Here is a 16,791-nt window from a genome sequence, read left to right on the forward strand (position 1 = left end):
ATACTGCGCCGGCTCACTGTTTCCGCCTGCCCGACCGTGCTGCTGCCGGAGGTGCGGGGATCGCGGTTGCTTGACCGGAGACCACCTCACTATCGATGTCCTGCGGTACCCGGGCTCAACGCGTACGCCCGGGCGATCCTGATGGCGCTCGTTCCTCCGTTCTTCCCTCTTGATCAACTACTTACCTACCGGAACTGCCTACTGCTGGTGATGCGCACTGCTCAGTGGCCTGTGACAGCGCCACTCCTCCGGCAGCCAGCCCCGTCGCCCATCCTGCGTCTGCTCTGGCTCAGAACCCCACTGCCGGACTTCCCGGTGCGCGCGCCCGCAGCCGACGCCTTCACCAGGGGTACTGCTCACTGACTCCACTGCGGTACTGCTGCCCGGCAGTTGCGTCTCTGCCAGGCCCTTCTGACTTCCCGTTACGAGAGAAACCATAACCACGGCACGGTCCAATGTCTACTCCGACCAACGCAGATTTTTGCGTGTTCGACAGGGAGGTAATCGGACTCGAACAGCGAGGGGCGCATGACGGCGCGGCCGACGCCTTGGCCACCGCCGTCCACCGGCCGGCGGACCGCCATCGGGCCTGGTACGAACGGAGCAGACACCGGCCGGCCTGCCCGGAGACTAGACACGGCTCACCGAGCTCCCCGGGGATCACGGGGCGCGTCAGGGGCAGGCGGGGGTGGGGCCCCGCCAGGTCGGCGAACGGGGAGCGGCGGCGTTTGCCTACGGCCCGCACGGCCGGCCAGTCCACCTCCGGGTGGTCGGTGGGGATCCGGTCGACATCCGCGCTCCGGTAGAGCGGGATCCGTACCGTGCCACCCCGTGCCGCACCGAACTCGACCCGCACCGGTTGGGCGCTGGTGACCCAGCCCAGCCGTACCAGGTGGTCGAAGTCGCTTTTACCGACCTCTCGATCGACCGGGACGTCCGCTAGCTTCGCTGACGCGTCACGTACGTCTTAGCAATGGGAGAGTTGTACACGACGGTGCACGCCAGAGCGCCACCAGTTCCGATGGCGTAGTTGCGGGGCCCATGCGCCAAGGGTCTTGAAGGCCGCGGGCGGACCCCCCACACCAGCGCCCGGAACGGCACCTCGTCGGCGCCGACGGTGAGCGTGGCGTGTGCACGATCGACGTCGGGGAGAGTAGTAGGGCGTTGGCTGTCCTGGCCCCGTGATGGAGACGAAAACGCGTTGGCTGGCTGCCGCCGAGGTGCGAGGATACGGCTGTTTCTTATCCGGAGGGCCTTTGATCGTTTTCGTCTGTACGAGGTGCGATGCCGAGCTGACCGTCCCGTTGTCCCAGGTCGCCCTTCCGGCCCACGCCCGTCAGAGTTACGGGAACGGGGTCCAGCTTCCGGTGCTCCTGGAGTCGGGGACGTTCGCCGTGGACCCGGCCCCCTGGGGACGACCGTGGCGGATGTGGGACGAGGTCGATCCGGGCGAGGCGGAGGCACGCGGCATCTACGCACCGGTTTACGCCCTGTCCGACAGCGCGCCCGACGCGATTGTCATCGCGCCCGGTGATATCCGCGGAACCTGGCTGATCCCCGAGCAGCGCGGCGGTGCTTGCTGTGGCCTCGACGGGGCCGACGGCCCCAACTTGGCCTGCGTGGCGTGCGGCCTGCCTGTGGCGACCAGGATCGACGACTGCTCGCTGTGGCAGGCAGTGCGGCTCAGCTCAGACGCCGTGTACCGCGTCCTCCTTGACGGTGTCGACGCTGCGCCGCTCTCCTGGGAGGAACTGACGCAGAAGGGGAACAGCACGCCCCCGTTCGAGCCAATTGCCACGTGGGGCGGACGGCTCGGGTCGAGCCACTACTGGTCATGGAGTCCGCAATGGGAGGCGGCAGCTGGCCAGGCGCTCGCCCACCTACTGGCGGCCTCCGAAGGGCAACCGGTGAAGGTCCCGGGCGGTCTGACGGGGGACGTGTTCCAACGCGCGCTCGACGCCCTGCTGCCCGCGGGCCCGCCGAAGCGGCGCGCCGTCCTGGCCGGACCGGGACGGCCCGCCCCCGACGCGGGCGTCGACATCCTCCTGGTACCGGTCCATCCGCAGACGGGTCAGACCTGGACCCCAGCCGGCCCGGCTGCATCGGCATACCCCGTGCCGCTGCCGCTGGGGGTGTGGCTGTGGTTGGTATCCCCCCAGCCGTACTTGCCGGTTCCCGCGTCGGGCGGCATACCCCAAGACGTCCTCCGCGACGACCCGCTCCCGCCGCGCCCCAATTACCTGTTCCGGGCCGACCGGGGAACGTTCCAGCACACCCTGGTCCGGCTGCCAGCCGTGCGCAGCCCGTGGCTGCGCGAGATCCTTGCGAACCTCACGCAGTACACGTCCGCCGGCCTTTTTTAGCACCATCGTCCGGCGGTCAGTGGGCTCCCCTGGTCGGGCAGGAGGGCTTCGAGGAGCTCGGCTTCGAGGTCGGCGATTCGCTTGTCGGCGAACCGCAGGTTGGAGCGGGCGCCTTCGAGTCGTTCCTGCAGGGTGCGGTGTTCTCGGGTCAGCTGCTGGACGCGGTGCTTGAGGGTGATGTTCTCGGTGACAAGGGCCTGGACGGACTCGCCGGGAACCATCTGGTCGAAGTCGCGGAGGCGGCCCATAAGTTCGCCAATCTGCTGCCACTGGGTGAGCACCTCCTTCTGGACTCGGGTCAGCTCGGCTTCGGCGTTCAGGGCCGGCTCTCGCCAGGTCGCCTCGATGTGGTCGTGCTCCTGCTGGGCCTGGCGGTCGTGACGGCTTCGGCTGTCGGTGACCGCGTGCTGGACCAGCGCGCGGGCTTCGCTGTTCTCGTAGAGGAACGTGGCCGAGACACCAGCCCGCTGGGCGATGGCTCGGACCGTCAGCCTTGTGCGTTCACGACGGAGCTGGCCGATCGCGGCTGTGACCTGCTCCAGTTTCTGCTCAGTCTGTCGGCGGCGTGCAGCGATGGCCGCTGCGGTGGATTCCGGTTTCACGCCGCCTCGTCCCCCGCTTCGTGTCGGGCGAGTTCCTGGGCGCGGAAGGCGGTGCTCCAGACCCGGCCGAAGTAGTCTTGCGGCCGGCGGAGGTCGAGCGTGAGGGCCTCGTCCAGCAAGCCGACGGCGTCCAGGGCCTTCTCCAGGCCGGAGATCGCGCGGGCGGTCGGCTCGAACACCTCGTGCAGGAAGTCGGCGGTCGCGCTGTCAGGCGCGCGCTCGACCAGGGTCCGCCACTGCTCGCGCTTGCGGAGCCAGTAGACGAGATCGGCGCCGACATGACGAACTTGTCGCAGTTACGGCAGTCCATGTTCCAGCGGCAGGCGTCGCCGTTGACGACGGGCTGGAACGTGCAGAACCCGCCCTCGGCCGGCGTGGACCGGCGGGTGAGGTCGATGGCCAGCGCTTCGGCCTCCTCCCGGCTCATCGGCTCGCCGCTGGAGAGCAGGACGCCAGGCTCGGCGGAGCCGGGTCCGGCGACCCAGAAGGCGTTCAGCGCGTCGTTGAGCTGCGGGTCGGTGTTGGCCAGGTGGGTGTAGTGCTCGGCCATGCGCTCGGATACCTGCCCCAGGTAGCGCTTGACGTGGGAGAGGTTCGCCCCGTTGCGCAGGAGGTTGGTGGCCAGGGTGTGCCGGGCCTGGTGCGGGACGCAGTGCGCAATGTCGAGCGTGTCGACCCAGCTGCGGAACGCGCTGTGAACCAGTTGTGCGACACGCTGTGCGTGCCGTCGCAGTTGGTGGACCGGCGGGGGAACAGCGCGGGGCGGGGCCGTTCCTCGCTGGTCGGCGGGCGTCCGTGGTTGTGGACGAACCTGGCGAGTGTCTTGGCCTGGCGCTTCTCGATCCGCTCGTAGAGGCGTTCGGGGATGCGGATCGCCTGGTCGTAGTGGCCCACCTTCGTCTGGTCGTGCCAGAACATCGGGATCCGGTTGAGCTGCCCGATGCAGTCCAGGCGGACTTTGGAGACCTCGGTGCCCCGGCGGCCGGTCAGGACCAGAGCCTCCCAGATGTCCCGCAGGCCCCGGTCGTCGAAGTCGAAGGTCTCCAAGCGGGCCAGGTTCGCCTCGTTCGCCAGCGCGCGGGCGACGTTGTCGGGGAAGGGCCGACGGCGTCCCGCTTTCGCGGTGTAGATCGGGAAGGTGACGATGAACGCGCGCCCCAGGCCGATCCGCTCGGCCTCGCCCAGATCCAGTGCGGCCCGGAGCACCCGGCGGACGTGCTTCGCTCGGCGGCCTGAGTTCGCTGCTGGCCGCCGGGGAGACGCCCGAGGCGGCGATCCGCGCCCTGGTGCTCGTCGACGTCGCCCATCGGCCGGATCCCGGTGGCTCCGACCGGATCGTCGCGTTCATGCGCGGCCGTCCGGCCGGATTCGCCGACGCGGGCGAAGCGGCCGCGGCGGTGTCCGCCCACCTGCCGCACCGTGCCCCTCCGTCGGACCCGGAGGGAGTGCTGCACAACCTACGTCGCCACGGCGGCCGTTGGGTCTGGCACTGGGATCCCCGGCTGCTGGACAGCTTCGAGGGCCGGATGGACCCGCCGGGCATGGCGGAACGTCTCCTCGCCGCCGCCTGCCGCGCCGGCGTACCGATCCTGCTCGTTCGCGGCGGGCTCAGCGACGTGGTGCGCGGGGACATCGCCGACCAGTTCTGCGACCGGGTCCCCCTTGCGCGGCGCGTCGATGTGGCCGGCGCGGGACACATGGTGGTCGGCGATCGCAACGAGCACTTCCTCGACGCGATCGTCCCGTTCGTGGAAGCGATCAGGAGGCGGGCGTCGACGAGATGACCGGCCATGACGGCGGTGGGCCGTCGGTCGCTACGGCCCGACGCTGCGCCCCACGCCCGGCCGTGGTGGGCGACGGAGAAGTGGCGGGAGTCGGCGCGGTCCGGCCGCCGGCCGCCGGGGCGCGGGGCCGGCCGTGCATGTCATCCGCCGCGCGGGGTCGGACCGGGGCCGGAAGCCGGCCGCCGCACGGCTGCCGCCAGGCGTGATCCAGTTCGTCCGCCGCCTGCCGCATGCGCAGCCACTCGGACGCCACCCATCGCCCGGGATCGTGGTCGGGCACCTCGAACCGTCCGGTGAGGTGTACGAAGGGCGCCGCGCGGCGGATGCCGGTCAGCGCGGTGCCCCGTCGTGCCACGCCCGGGCGGCCCTGGCGAGCTCCGCCAGATCGTCCGTCCTGCCATCGATGACGACCGCGCCCTCGACTGACTCGGAGCCGCATATTGACCAGCTGCGCTCGTACCGCGATGCACTGATCTGCAAGGCAGCTGACCCGGCGGAGGCCTTCGCCGACTGCCGGGCTCATGGGAAGCCCCTGGCCCCGGGCCGGGAGAACGACCCGAGCCCGTCGACCGGCGACTGCGCCACCGCCGGGCTGGAGCCCGACGGCGCCTGCAACCAGACGGGCGATCCCTTAGGCGGACCTGCGGCGCAGAGCTCGGCGGACCCCGTACAGGACCACGAGCAGCACGATGACGACGACCACGACGATCAGGAGCTTCTTGAACAGGCCGCCCTTCTTCTTGCTCTTCTTGCTCTTCTTGATCCCGGTGGTGGCCTTGACCTGGGACGATGTCGGCGCGTGGAAGCCGCTCACCGCGCCGGCGCCGGCGCGGAGGGCGTGCTCCGGGAGCGCCGCTGCGGCGGGGGCCTGCCGGACGGTGGTCGCAACGGCTGCCGTGGCGGTTGCCGCAGGGCCCAGCAGCAGTCCGGCGAGTACGAGAAGCGGTATGAGTGCCGCGGTCGCTGTAGAGCGCTTCATTGGAGTGCCGTTCCTTGTCACTGTCTCCCCTGTTCTCCGATGCCCTGACCGGGCCCGGTGGAATGCGGGCGGCCGGGGCCTTGGAGCATCGTCGACGAGTTCGACCGCGCCGGCAAGAACATGAGCTGCTCAAGACATGGAGCGGCAGGGTCAGGCACGGCGAGGCATCGAACTGGTCAGGACCGCCGACGGCTGGCGGATCGCCGCCTCGGCGCTGCGGGTGGTGTAGACCCGGGGGGCGCCCCCGCGACTTCCGGACGGACTGCTTCCGGCCTCTGCGGCCCAGGAGCAGGCCGGGCCGGGTGTTCGTACAGCGCCTGTGGTGAGAGTGCTGGGCACAGCCAGCTGTTGACGGCTGCGCCCAGCACGGTCGCTCAGGGCGGACGGCGTCGCCAACTACCGGTCAGGTTCCGTCCCCCGAGCGCGCCGAGCAGTTCCGGCGGCGTCGGCCGGTCTCAGCGGAACGCGGCGATATTGCGGGCGGCCCAGTCGGCGAAGGGGCGCGGGGCGCGGCCCAGGACCCGCTCGACGTCCGGGCTGACACGCAGCTCGGCCGGGCTCGGGGAGCCGAGGATGTCCAGGGTGTCGTCGGCGAGCTCCGCCGGCATGCTCTGGGCCATGGCCGCCTTGGCCTCGTCCCGGGTCAGGTCGTGGAACCGTACGGGCGAGCCCAGCGCGGCGGCGATGGCCTCCGTCTGCCGGCGCGGCGTGATCGCCTCCGGACCGGTCAGCTCGTACACGCCACCGGTGTGCCGGTCATCGAGCAGGCAGGCCGCCGCGGTCTCGGCGATGTCCGCCGGGTCGACGATCGGCACCCCGATGTCGCCGAAGGGCGCGGCGACGACCCGCCGGGCGCGGATGGACTCGGCCCACCACAGGGCGTTGGAGGCGAAGCCGCCCGGCCGCAGGATGGCCCACTCCAGGCCGGACTCGCGCAGTACGTCCTCCAGCGCGCGCATCGCGATCCGCGTCGGGCCGAAGGGCCTGGTCGCCACGCCCTGCGTGGAGAGCAGGACGACCCGGCGGACCCCGCTCGCCGCGGCTTCGCCGATGAGGTCGGCCGGGCCGGCTCCGGTGGCGTGCAGGTCGCCGGACAGCAGCAGGAACAGTGCTTTCGCCCCGGCCAGCGCGGGCCGGAGGCCTGCTGGCTCGGCCAGGTCGGCCGCCACGTGGCGGACCCCGTCCGGCACCGCTGCGGCGTGCCGTGACACCGCCGTCACCTGCTCCCCCGCCTCGGCCAACGCCCGTGTCAACGGCCGGCCGACATTCCCGGTGGCCCCGGTCACCACGATCATGATCAGCTCCTTCTTCGATGTCCCTTGTGCACTTCACGCTAGGAGCTGGGCTAACTTTCGGTAAGGACATACCTGGAGGTAAGCTCAGCACGTGACGGGAAGCGCGCAGGACACAGGGGCCGAGACGGGGAAGCGGTATGAGGTGTTTCACACCGACTGCCCGGCGCGGGACGTGGTCGACCACGTCACCAGCAGGTGGGGCGTCTGGGTGTTGATCTCCTTGCAGAGCAACGACCTCCGGTTTTACGAGCTGCGCGAGAGCATCCAGGGCATCAGCGAGAAGATGCTCGCCCAGACCCTGCGCGCGCTGGTCCAGGACGATCTGGTCTGGCGGGAGGTCGAGCCGACGACGCCGCCCCAAGTCACCTACGGGCTGACCGAGTTCGGTCGGGACATCAGCGAGCCGCTGGCGCAGTTGTTCGACCGGATCACACGGCAACTGTCGCCGCACCACGCGGGATAGCGCAGTGGTGGCCGACCGCAAGGCCCACGGCGTTCCGTCACAGGATCTCTGACGGAACGCCGTGGGCCTGTCCGGAGGAGGCCTCAGCGCTTGAGCGTGAAGGTGAAGTCGCCGGAGAGTTTGCCGCTCAGCCGGACTGCCGAGACGAGGTTCCCCTCCGTGATCAGCCTCTCGACCTCGGCCCGCGAAAGACCGCACCCCTCGGCGATCAGCCGCACCGGCCGGACGGGGATCCGCGCCGCAAAGCGGACGCAGACGTCGATCACCTCGCGGTCCAGGTGCTCCGATCCGCCGGTGTCGAGGCGCCAGGCGTCGTCCCAGTCCAGGGCGATGCGATTGCGGCGCCGCACGACCGGATCCTGGAGCAGCTCCGCGGCCAGGCCGAGGTCGTTGGCATGCAGCCGGTGCAGCAGCTGAGGGCGTACGGAGCGCACGTTCATCCGTTCCAGGACCGTGAGCTTTGCCGTTTCCCCGCAAGCGGTACAGAGCGCGAGGAGCCAGGCGTCGAGGAGCTTGTGGTGCGCGTTGACGCGGAACTTACCGTTTGCCCGGAAGCGCTCGGACGCGCAGGCGTGGCAACGGCGGAGGACGAGCGGCAGGCAGGTGGGCATGACCACCCAGTTTTCGAGCACAGAAGTACACCGGTTCCAGTGAGAAGACCGCAGCAAAAAGGAGCGCGGCGCACATGCGGTGCGACGCGCGACGATTCATCGCTCGGGAGGTCTCACACGGTGTACAACGGAACGTCCTTGGCTGGGCGGCTCGGTCCGGCAGCACGGTAGTGGCGCAGAGCGGCGCTGCTCCACTGGTTTTCGAGCGCCTCAACGCCGGCTTCCGGCCCTGCGGAAGATGGACGGTCCGCACGGACGGCCGGGCGATCGCTCGCGCCGGCCGTCGGTCTCAACCCCGGATCCGACTCACGGGCCGCGCCAGAGGTTGGCGAAGGCCGCCTTTTCGATGGTCCGCCGCTGGTGGACGGCCTCCAGCTCCATCACCGCGTCGTGGACGGCGGCCACTACGGTCGTCACCGCCTCGTCGTCGAGGCCGGGCTCGTCGTCGAGGCCGGGCTCGTCATCGGATCGCCCGCCGTCGATGCCCACGGCCGAGGCGAGGGCGGTCAGGACGGGCTCCTCCGCCTCCCAGCGGTCGGCTGCCCGGCGACGGCTGGGCGTATCGACCGGTTCCACGTGTTCCGGGCCGAAGGACAACCGGCCAGTGCGCTTTCGCGTCAGCTCGCCGTCCTCCTCCAGTGCGGCCTGGTACGCGGCCGCGAGGTCCCGGCCGCGGCGCCACAGCCAGTCCTCGATCCGCTCGTAAGGCGGTTGCCGCGTGAGCCGTGCCGCGGCCTCGTCCAGGAGCCGATCGTCCGGCCACGGCGGGGCGCCTGGCACGATGCGGTCCCCGTCCACCGTGACGGCACCCGCACCGATGAGATCGATCAGCTCGGCTCCCGCGAGTGCGAGCGACAGGTCGCCCTGTCCCACGACATGCTCCGGCCCCGTGTCCATGGCGGTGATGAACAGGTCTCTCGCCGTGGTCATGAACGGCTCCCCTCGGAGGCAGCGACGAAGGTACGTCCCCACCGCCCCGGCCAGCATCCGGAGCCGGTTCGGCGGCGACGTGACTGTCACCACCAGTATCGCCTCCGCCCGGGCCGCCGGGCCTGCTCGCAGGAGACCGGCTGTGGCTACTCGGCCCGGAGCGCCGCCAGCCGCCGTTCGAATGACGTCGTCGTGAAGCCGGCTGCCGGATCCACCGAGGTGATCGCCCCTGTCAGCGAACGGGGTGCGACCGCGGCGGCGGTGTCGACGTCGGGGGCGGTGTCCCGCGTGGCGCGTGTCATGAAGTCAGCCAGTTCCGCGCCCGCACGGGCGATCCGCTGGGCCAGCCCTTCGTCGCCCCAGTCCGCCGAGGCCGCGTACACCGCGGTCGGCAGGACCAGCGCACGCAGATAGCTGAACAACGGGCGCAGAGCGTGTTCGGTGACCAGGGAGTGCCGGGCGGTGCCGCCGGTCGCGCCGAGGAGCACCGGCTTGCCGGTGAGGGCGTCCTTGTCGATGACGTCGAAGAACGATTTGAACAGGCCGCTGTAGGACGCCGCGAAGACGGGTGACACGGCGATCAGGCCGTCGGCGGCCGCCACCGCGTCGAGCGCCGCGGCCAGTCGGGCTGGTGGGAACCCGGTGACGAAATGCTGGGCGATCTCTGTGGCCAGGTCTCGCAGCTCGATCACTTCGGGCTCGGCGTCGACGTGCCCCAGCGTCGCGGCCGCCAGCCGGTCGGCGAGCAACCGCGTCGAGGAAGGCGAACTCAGACCCGCCGAGACGACGACGAGCTTCATGCCTGCACCTCCTCCTTCATGGCCTCCTGCGCCGCCGCCACCCGGGCCGGGTGGGTCGGCGCGTCCGGCACGCCGGCCGGCCGCAGGTTCGCGAACTCCTTGCGCAGCACCGGCACGACCTCCTCGCCGAGCAGGTCGAGCTGCTCCAGCACGGTCTTCAGGGGCAGGCCCGCGTGGTCCATCAGGAACAACTGGCGCTGGTAGTCACCGGCGTACTCCCGGAAGGACAGGGTCCGCTCGATGACCTCCTGGGGCGAGCCGACGGTCAGCGGGGTCTGGGAGGTGAACTCCTCCAGGGACGGACCGTGGCCGTACACCGGCGCGTTGTCGAAGTACGGGCGGAACTCACGCACCGCGTCCTGCGAGTTCTTGCGCATGAACACCTGACCGCCGAGCCCGACGACGGCTTGCTCGGGGGTGCCGTGCCCGTAGTGGGCGTACCGCTCCCGGTACAGGTTCACCATCTGCTTGGTGTGGGAGGACGGCCAGAAGATGTTGTTGTGGAAGAAGCCGTCGCCGTAGTACGCGGCCTGCTCGGCGATCTCCGGCGAGCGGATGGAGCCGTGCCACACGAAGGGCGCGACACCGTCCAGCGGGCGCGGGGTGGACGTGAAGGACTGCAGCGGCGTGCGGAACTTGCCCTTCCAGGAGACGACGTCCTCGTCCCACAGGCGGCGCAGCAGCGCGTAGTTCTCTATGGCGAGGTCGATGCCGTCGCGGATGTCCTTGCCGAACCAGGGGTACACCGGACCGGTGTTGCCGCGGCCCATCATCACGTCGACGCGGCCGTCCGCGACGTGCTGGAGCATCGCGAAGTCCTCCGCGATCTTCACCGGGTCGTTCGTCGTGATCAGTGTCGTCGACGTGGAGAGGATCAGGTTCTCGGTGCGCGCGGCGATGTAGCCGAGCAGCGTGGTCGGTGAGGAGGGGACGAAGGGCGGGTTGTGGTGCTCGCCGGTGGCGAAGACGTCGAGGCCGACCTCCTCGGCCTTCTGCGCGATGGCGAGCATCGCCTTGATGCGCTCGTGCTCCCCGGGCGTACGTCCGGTCGTCGGATCGGCCGTGACGTCGCCGACGGTGAAGATGCCGAACTGCATGGCTCCCCTTCCAGGATTGTTGACGATTCAACTATACCTCGGAACGAGCGACCTGATCGGGCTATTCCCACGCGGTGCGGGGCCGGTGCCCCGCGCGGCCCGGCCGGCGCACAGGGAGCCGGACCGGGGCGGCCGTCGATCGTTGGAGGTGAGCAGGTCCCCTGCTGCGTCACGACGACCGCCCCGGCTGCCCCCGGATACCCCTCGTACCCGTTTTCACCCGTTACCGGCCGGTGTCCGCCTTCCGAAGCGCCGACAGGGCGGTGGCCCGCCGCCCCCTCGGAGTGAGGGAACGGCGGGCCACCGCCCTGCATGTCACTGCTGCGCAGCCGCCGTACGGCTACCAGCGGTACCAGCGGCCACTACCCCCCTTCGGGCGGGCGACGAAACCGATCAGCCACAGCACCAGCACGGCGATGGCGACCCACCAGAGCACCTTCACCGCGAAACCGGCACCGAAGAGGATCAGGGCGAGCAGAAGAACGAGAAGCAGGGGAACCATGGTTATCAACCTCCGAAGCGCCTTCTGCCCGACCGCACTCCGCCCATGCATTCGATTTTTATGCGTTTCTTACTCCGTCGCGTGGGCAAGAGAATGCGCCGGCGACGGAGCGCTGGAGCGCCCGGACGAGCAGGTCACCAGTAGTGCTTGCGGCCACCGACAGCGTGTCCCATAGCGCCCACGATCCAAAGAACGATGCCGATGACGACGAGGACGATACCGATCGTCCACAGAATGCTGATGCTGGTCAGGAAGCCGATGATGAGCAGAATGACACCGAGGACGATCATGGTGCCCTCCAATTTCGTGGGGTCACGGTTTCGGTTCCGGAGTGCTCCCCCACCCCAGCGCTCCATTCTCCGCAAGGCGCATACCCAGCGCTGACATGATCACCCCGCTGTAGCACGCGCGACATTCCGCCCGCTACGCGGGGCCGCGCTCAGCGCCGCCGCCCGCCCGGCGGCCCGTCGCCGGGCCGAAGGACGAGAACCTGATCGAGGTAGCCGGGGCCCGACGGCGGCACGACCTGTGCTGCGGTGCGGTAGCGCAGGGTCTCGGTCTGCCAGGCGTGGTAGCCGCTCATCCAGGCCGTCATGACCTGGACGTAGCGGCCGACGGCATCCCGTTCCCCGCCGGAGAGGGCGAGCTGGGCGCAGACATCGGGCACCTGTCCGGCGAGCCCCTGGAACCGCAGGACACGTCGGTCCACCTCCTGCCGGGCGGCGATGAGGGCCTCGCGGCGAGTGAGGTGCCGGGATCGTTCGAGGACGAGGACCAGGTTGTCCATGTCGCCGCGGGCTTCTTCCTTCTCCAGGGAGTACACGTCGTTGCACATCAAGGTGACGTCGATGGCGGCCCGGCGCATGATGCGCAGCTGCGGGCTGTGGAAGGCCGCCGCCGGCACGGTGATCCCGGCGGCGCGTTCGCCGAGCGACAGGGGCAGGTCGGTGGCGGCGACGCCGCGACGGACCTGGAGGTAGGTCTCCATGTCGGCGGGCGTGCCACGGAGGCGGCCCAGCGCTTCGTGGGGGTGTGCGGCGAAGTAGTACTCCCACTCGTGCGCGGTGCGCGCGGTCCAGGCGGGGTGCGCGCCGTCCGTGCTCCGCGCCCTGATGTCGGCGAACGCCGCCGTGCACGGATCCGCGCCGTCCGGTGCCGGGGCGCCGTGCGCGATGTCGATCAACCGCCCGCACACCCGGGCGGTTCCGGCGGGATCGCGGCCGAGCGGGCCGTCGAACTGGTCGTCGAAGACGAAGAAGAACCCCATCGCGTCCGCGCACAGGTCCAGAGCGGGGCCCCGGGCGTGGGGGAAGCCGAGCGCGGCCAGGCGCGGCATGTCCCACGAGGCGTACCAGGTGAGGGACCTGTCGTCACGGACCAGGCCGAAGCGGCGCACCCAGTCCAGGTTGTGCCGGCGGGCGTCTTCGAGGTCGGGGCTGACCGGCATGACGGCGGGGAGGTCGAAGTCGACGTCCTGTGGCACGTGCCCTCCCGGAGTCCTGATGGTCGAGTGCGACCGGCCGCCGCCCCGGTCGGGCTGCCGAAAGGATTCGGCGGATGCGTCTCATTCCCGGGCGGCCGGGGTCGTGAGGTCGAGGGCGAGCGGCTGGGCGCCGCCGGAGCCCAGCCGGGCGAGGGAGAAGGCCATGGACTCGCTGACGCTCCCCGGCGTGCGGAACGTCTCGGTGCTGCGGATCCGCGGCAAGTCGGCGCGGACCATCTCGGGTGTGGGGTCCTCCTTCCAGACGACGCCTTCGGTGGCGCCCAGGAAGATCCGGCCGACCCGGCGGCCGGCCGCGTGCAGGAGTTCTCCGCTGCACGGAGCCGTCTCGTGGGCCAGCACCGCGACCACGGACGCGACGTGCCGGGCGGGGAACAGGTCCGTGAGGAGCGCGGTCATCTGTGCGTCGCCCTGCACCGCCTCCAGGGACATGCGCGTGGCGGCGACGGGAACGACCGCGTTGACCTTGATGCCGACAGCGGCTCCCTCGGCGGCCGACGACGTGGTCAGCCCCAGCACGGCGCCCTTCCCCGCGGCGTAGACGCTCAGCCCGCTGTCGCCGAAGAGGGCGTCGGAGCAGGTGTTGACGATCCGCCCGTACCCGGCCGCGGCCATGGGCGGCCAGACGGCGCGCAGCATGTTCAGCGTCCCGCCCACATGCGTGTCCAGCACCCGGCGGCACTCCGCCTCGGAAAGCTCGCCCAACGGGCGCAGGATCGATACCCCGGCGTTGTTGATCAGGACGTCCAGTCGGCCCCACTGCTCCAGCGCGGCTCCGGCCAGGGCCTCGGCGCCGGCCGTGGTGGCGACGTCGTGCACATCGGCCACCGCTTCCCCGCCCGCCGCCCTGATCTCCTCGGCCACCGCGTGCGCGGGCGACGGCGACGCCCCGCGTCCGTCGGTCCCGGTCCCCAGGTCATTGACGACGACCTTCGCGCCCCGGGCCGCGAGGAGCACCGCGTACTCTCTGCCCAGCCCGCGGCCCCCACCGGTCACCACGACCACCCGATCATCGAAACGGACCTCGTCCACCCCGCCCACCCCTCCCGACGACGCCGCGCACGGCCTCCTTGCCCCGGCAACCGCCCACCCTGCCCCGGTAGTGGGCATCGGCACAGGGAGCGTGCGGTTCGACCCGACGCAACCGTGTGCGTCGTGCGTGCCGTCGAACGCCCCCTACGCTCCGGCGCGCGCCGTTGCGCCATCGGCGACGACGGACGCCCGGCCGGGAGATCCCGAGCCGGGCGTCTGTCTGTCTGAACTGTCGGCCCGCGGGGGGACATCGGGGCCAGGATCAGCCGGATGGCTCGTCGTGGCCGGGCCGGCTGCCGGGCTTCTGGCCCGGGTCCTTGTCGGGCTGGTTCCCCGGGGCCTTGTCCGGCTCCTTGCCAGGGCTCTCGTTCTTGTCGGGGCCCTGGTTGTTGTCGGAGCCGTGGCTCTTGTCGGGGCCCTGGTTGTTGTCCGGGCCGTGGCTCTTGTCCGGGCCGTGGCTCTTGTCCGGGCCCTGGTTGTTGTCAGCACCCTGCTTCTTGTCGGGCTGGTATCCGGGGGCCTGGCCGGGTTCCGGGGCAGGGCTCTGGCCCTTGTCCTTGTCCGGCTGGCCCGGCTGGCCCGGCTGATCCTTGTTCGGCTCCTGGTCGGGGCCGTGGTTCCTGCCGGGCTCGTTCCCGGGAACCGTTCCGGGTTCCTGGGCGGGGCTCTGGGCCGGCTCGGTGCCGGGATGGTCTCCCTGGTCCCTGTTCGACTCCTTGCCGGGGCTGTGGCCCTTCTCCGGCTGGTACCCGGGATCCTGGTCGGGGCTGTGGTGCTTGTCCGGCCGGTTCCCCGAATCCTTGCCCGGTTCCGGGGCGGGATTCCGGCCCGTCTCCTTGCCGGGATGGTTCTCCCGGTCCTTGTGCGGCTCCTGCGCGGGGCTGGAGCCCCTGCCCGGTTCCTGACCCGCGTCCTGGCCCGGGTCCTTTTGCTGGTGCACGTCAGGGGACTTCTCCACTGGTTCCCGATGCGGCGCGGGCAGGGCCGGGTGCGGCGACTCGGGCTCCTGGTCCTTGGGGGCAGCGGTCTCGTGGTCGTGCCTGCCCCGCACGTCGCCGCTCGGGCGCTCGTACCAGCCCTTGCGCTCCTGATCGAACATCGTGACGGTCTTGACCGGCTTCTCGGCGGGCTTGACCGCGACGATGTCGGTGGACTGGAACGACGACCACTGGCTGCCGCTGTACGTCTGCTTGCCCTTGACGGCGACGGGCGGAGCCAAGGGGTTGCCGCAGGCGCAGCGGACGCGGGGTACGCCGCGGTCGTCCACCAGGACGGGTGTGCCGGCCTGCAGGACCGCCTGGAAACTGGTGGTCGCGCCGTCCCGGTACCCGTGGTTGGTGACCCTGGTGTCCCAGCCCAGCCGAACGGGCGTCAGTGACCGGAGGTAGGAGGGGACGTCGGACTGCTGGATGCCCAGGGGGTCGGCGAAGGCCTTCCGCTTGTCCGTGTGCTGCGTCAGGAACTCGATCTGCTTCTCGACGTCGCAGCTCGCGACGTCACGCGTTCCTCCGTACAGCCCCGGTTGCGCGCCACTGACCTCAAGGGTTCGCGTACCGTTCCTGCCGATCTTCGGCCCGCCGGCCATCGCGGGCGTGGTCGGGGTCTCCTCGGACCGCGTAGCCGTCGAGGGAGTGAACGGATCGGGGCCGGCCGCCGAGGTGGCCTGGAGGAAGACCTCGCCGCCGCTCGCCTTGTCGCCGCCCATGACGGTGAAAGCGAGGACCACCGCCGTCGCCATCACCACTGCTGCGCCGGCACCCAGTACGGTTCTGCGCGACCGCCATCGGTGAGCCGGATCGCCGCTGCCGGTCGGCGGGCCCGGTGCCCCCGCCGCTGGCGGGGGCGGTCCCGCTGGTGGCGGAAGGCCTGGCGGCGGTGGCTGCTCCACCGTCGGCCGAGTGGACAACGGGCCCGACGGGGGGCCGGTGGGGCGATCCGACGAAGGGGGCAGGGAGCTCATGACGCTCTCCCCTCGTCGTGGGACATCGGGGAAACGACGGTCGTCCGCATGTGCCTACTCCTTTGCTCATAGCTGACGCGAGGGGGCCACTCGCTGCGGTGGCCCTGGTCTTTGAGTAGGCCGGTGGCCTCGGGCCGCGTCATGGCGCGAATTCTCGGGGCTTGACAGGCGCCGGTGGGCCCGACCCGGGCGGCGGGCGGCTTGAGGCCGGCACACGGCTGGTCGCGGGTTTCACGCCGCTTTTACCCGAGCCTTATTACGACGTCAAGTCCCGAGTCCTCGGAACATGACCCCCTCGGGCCGGGGCGGGCTTACTTGAAGCACGGACCTCGCCGGGAAGGCGAAAGGCAGAACGACAGGACGGAATTCCGCACCGGGGTTCTTCCTCTTCGAATCGCCGCCCCCCGAGACGGTCCATTGATTCACCTGAATTCGGCACACTCACCGCTAGGAGAAACCCATGATCCGCAACGCTCCCACCAACGACAACGCCCGTCCCAACCGGCGGGGATTCCGCCTCGCGACGATTCTCGCCTCGGGCGCCCTGCTGTCCGGTGCCGCCATCCTCCCGGCCACCGCCGCAACGGTGTCCGCGATGCCCGCCACGCCGGTGGTGAACGTCGTCCAGAGCCATGACGGGCACCACGACGACCACGACCACCACCACTACAACGACCACTACGACGACGACTACGAGCATCACCACCACCACTACGACCACCACTACTACTACGAGCACGAGCACCACCACGACCACCACCACTACGACGAGCACCACTGATCAGCGCGCCGGGCGAGTCATCGAGTTCGCCGGCCTGACGAAAAGACCTCGGAAGGATTCCGAGGTCTTTTCGGCGCGCCCAGCCGCTCCG

17 protein-coding genes and 1 pseudogene are annotated in these 16,791 nt (G+C 70.5%); 4 read left to right on the forward strand and 14 right to left on the reverse strand.

Going from position 1 to position 16,791, the window contains the following annotated elements:
• The first annotated feature begins 1,256 nt into the window (after positions 1-1,256).
• The gene (locus tag ACZ4M3_RS17115; RefSeq protein ID WP_467734009.1) at positions 1,257-2,363 is read left to right on the forward strand and encodes a hypothetical protein; all 1,107 of its coding nucleotides are present in this window, start codon (positions 1,257-1,259) and stop codon (positions 2,361-2,363) included.
• Here the strand turns inward: ACZ4M3_RS17115 and ACZ4M3_RS17120 are convergent.
• From ACZ4M3_RS17120 to ACZ4M3_RS17130, 3 genes and pseudogenes are all read right to left on the reverse strand, one after another.
• Positions 2,360-2,965, reverse strand: a complete 606-nt coding sequence (locus ACZ4M3_RS17120; protein WP_467733342.1) for a DUF6262 family protein — start codon at positions 2,963-2,965, stop codon at positions 2,360-2,362. The two genes, ACZ4M3_RS17115 and ACZ4M3_RS17120, sit on opposite strands and share 4 nt — an antisense overlap.
• Positions 2,962-3,144 (reverse strand): hypothetical protein, encoded by a 183-nt coding sequence (locus ACZ4M3_RS17125; RefSeq protein WP_467734027.1) that lies wholly within the window; start codon positions 3,142-3,144, stop codon positions 2,962-2,964. Before ACZ4M3_RS17125 ends, ACZ4M3_RS17120 begins: the two co-directional genes overlap by 4 nt.
• A 401-nt stretch (positions 3,145-3,545) precedes the next feature.
• Positions 3,546-4,313, reverse strand: a pseudogene (locus ACZ4M3_RS17130) (hypothetical protein); the annotation flags it as partial.
• On the opposite strand from ACZ4M3_RS17130, the gene ACZ4M3_RS17135 reads away from it, so the two are divergent.
• Positions 4,252-4,749, forward strand: a complete 498-nt coding sequence (locus tag ACZ4M3_RS17135) for an alpha/beta fold hydrolase (RefSeq protein ID WP_467734028.1) — start codon at positions 4,252-4,254, stop codon at positions 4,747-4,749. The pseudogene ACZ4M3_RS17130 and the gene ACZ4M3_RS17135 sit on opposite strands and share 62 nt — an antisense overlap.
• Before the next feature lie 631 nt (positions 4,750-5,380).
• Here the strand turns inward: ACZ4M3_RS17135 and ACZ4M3_RS17140 are convergent.
• Both ACZ4M3_RS17140 and ACZ4M3_RS17145 read right to left on the reverse strand, forming a co-directional pair.
• Positions 5,381-5,728 (reverse strand): hypothetical protein, encoded by a 348-nt coding sequence (locus ACZ4M3_RS17140; protein WP_467733344.1) that lies wholly within the window; start codon positions 5,726-5,728, stop codon positions 5,381-5,383.
• A 455-nt stretch (positions 5,729-6,183) separates the two neighbouring features.
• Positions 6,184-7,023, reverse strand: coding sequence for an SDR family oxidoreductase (locus ACZ4M3_RS17145; RefSeq protein ID WP_467733346.1), 840 nt, complete (start codon positions 7,021-7,023; stop codon positions 6,184-6,186).
• Positions 7,024-7,114: 91 nt separating this feature from the next.
• Between ACZ4M3_RS17145 and ACZ4M3_RS17150 the strand changes: the two genes are divergently transcribed.
• Positions 7,115-7,486 (forward strand): winged helix-turn-helix transcriptional regulator, encoded by a 372-nt coding sequence (locus ACZ4M3_RS17150; protein ID WP_467733348.1) that lies wholly within the window; start codon positions 7,115-7,117, stop codon positions 7,484-7,486.
• Positions 7,487-7,569: 83 nt separating this feature from the next.
• Here the strand turns inward: ACZ4M3_RS17150 and ACZ4M3_RS17155 are convergent, their stop codons facing one another.
• The 9 genes from ACZ4M3_RS17155 to ACZ4M3_RS17195 all read right to left on the reverse strand — a co-directional run bounded on the left by ACZ4M3_RS17155 (position 7,570) and on the right by ACZ4M3_RS17195 (position 15,697).
• A complete protein-coding gene (locus tag ACZ4M3_RS17155) occupies positions 7,570-8,118 on the reverse strand; it encodes a DUF1062 domain-containing protein (protein WP_467733350.1) in 549 nt (182 codons plus the stop codon).
• A gap of 285 nt (positions 8,119-8,403) precedes the next feature.
• A complete protein-coding gene (locus tag ACZ4M3_RS17160) occupies positions 8,404-9,027 on the reverse strand; it encodes a GOLPH3/VPS74 family protein (protein ID WP_467733352.1) in 624 nt (207 codons plus the stop codon).
• Positions 9,028-9,173: 146 nt separating this feature from the next.
• Entirely contained in the window at positions 9,174-9,827 is a 654-nt protein-coding gene (locus ACZ4M3_RS17165; protein WP_467733354.1) for a CE1759 family FMN reductase, read from the reverse strand.
• Positions 9,824-10,924, reverse strand: a complete 1,101-nt coding sequence (locus ACZ4M3_RS17170; RefSeq protein WP_467733355.1) for an LLM class flavin-dependent oxidoreductase — start codon at positions 10,922-10,924, stop codon at positions 9,824-9,826. The genes ACZ4M3_RS17165 and ACZ4M3_RS17170 overlap by 4 nt, the downstream gene beginning before the upstream one ends.
• 340 nt (positions 10,925-11,264) lie before the next feature.
• Positions 11,265-11,426, reverse strand: a complete 162-nt coding sequence (locus ACZ4M3_RS17175) for a hypothetical protein (protein WP_046495796.1) — start codon at positions 11,424-11,426, stop codon at positions 11,265-11,267.
• A gap of 134 nt (positions 11,427-11,560) precedes the next feature.
• Positions 11,561-11,716, reverse strand: coding sequence for a DUF6131 family protein (locus ACZ4M3_RS17180; protein WP_467733357.1), 156 nt, complete (start codon positions 11,714-11,716; stop codon positions 11,561-11,563).
• A gap of 149 nt (positions 11,717-11,865) precedes the next feature.
• Complete coding sequence (locus ACZ4M3_RS17185) at positions 11,866-12,909, reverse strand: terpene synthase family protein (RefSeq protein WP_467733359.1); 1,044 nt, start codon at positions 12,907-12,909, stop codon at positions 11,866-11,868.
• Between the two features lie 81 nt (positions 12,910-12,990).
• Positions 12,991-13,959, reverse strand: coding sequence for an SDR family NAD(P)-dependent oxidoreductase (locus ACZ4M3_RS17190; RefSeq protein WP_467733361.1), 969 nt, complete (start codon positions 13,957-13,959; stop codon positions 12,991-12,993).
• Between the two features lie 262 nt (positions 13,960-14,221).
• On the reverse strand, positions 14,222-15,697 hold the full coding sequence (locus ACZ4M3_RS17195; protein WP_467733363.1) for a DUF6777 domain-containing protein: 1,476 nt from the start codon (positions 15,695-15,697) through the stop codon (positions 14,222-14,224).
• Between the two features lie 682 nt (positions 15,698-16,379).
• Here ACZ4M3_RS17195 and ACZ4M3_RS17200 point away from each other — a divergent pair.
• Positions 16,380-16,700, forward strand: a complete 321-nt coding sequence (locus ACZ4M3_RS17200; RefSeq protein WP_467733365.1) for a hypothetical protein — start codon at positions 16,380-16,382, stop codon at positions 16,698-16,700.
• Positions 16,701-16,791: the final 91 nt, after the last annotated feature.

This window comes from Streptomyces sp. NPDC026522, assembly GCF_055567555.1.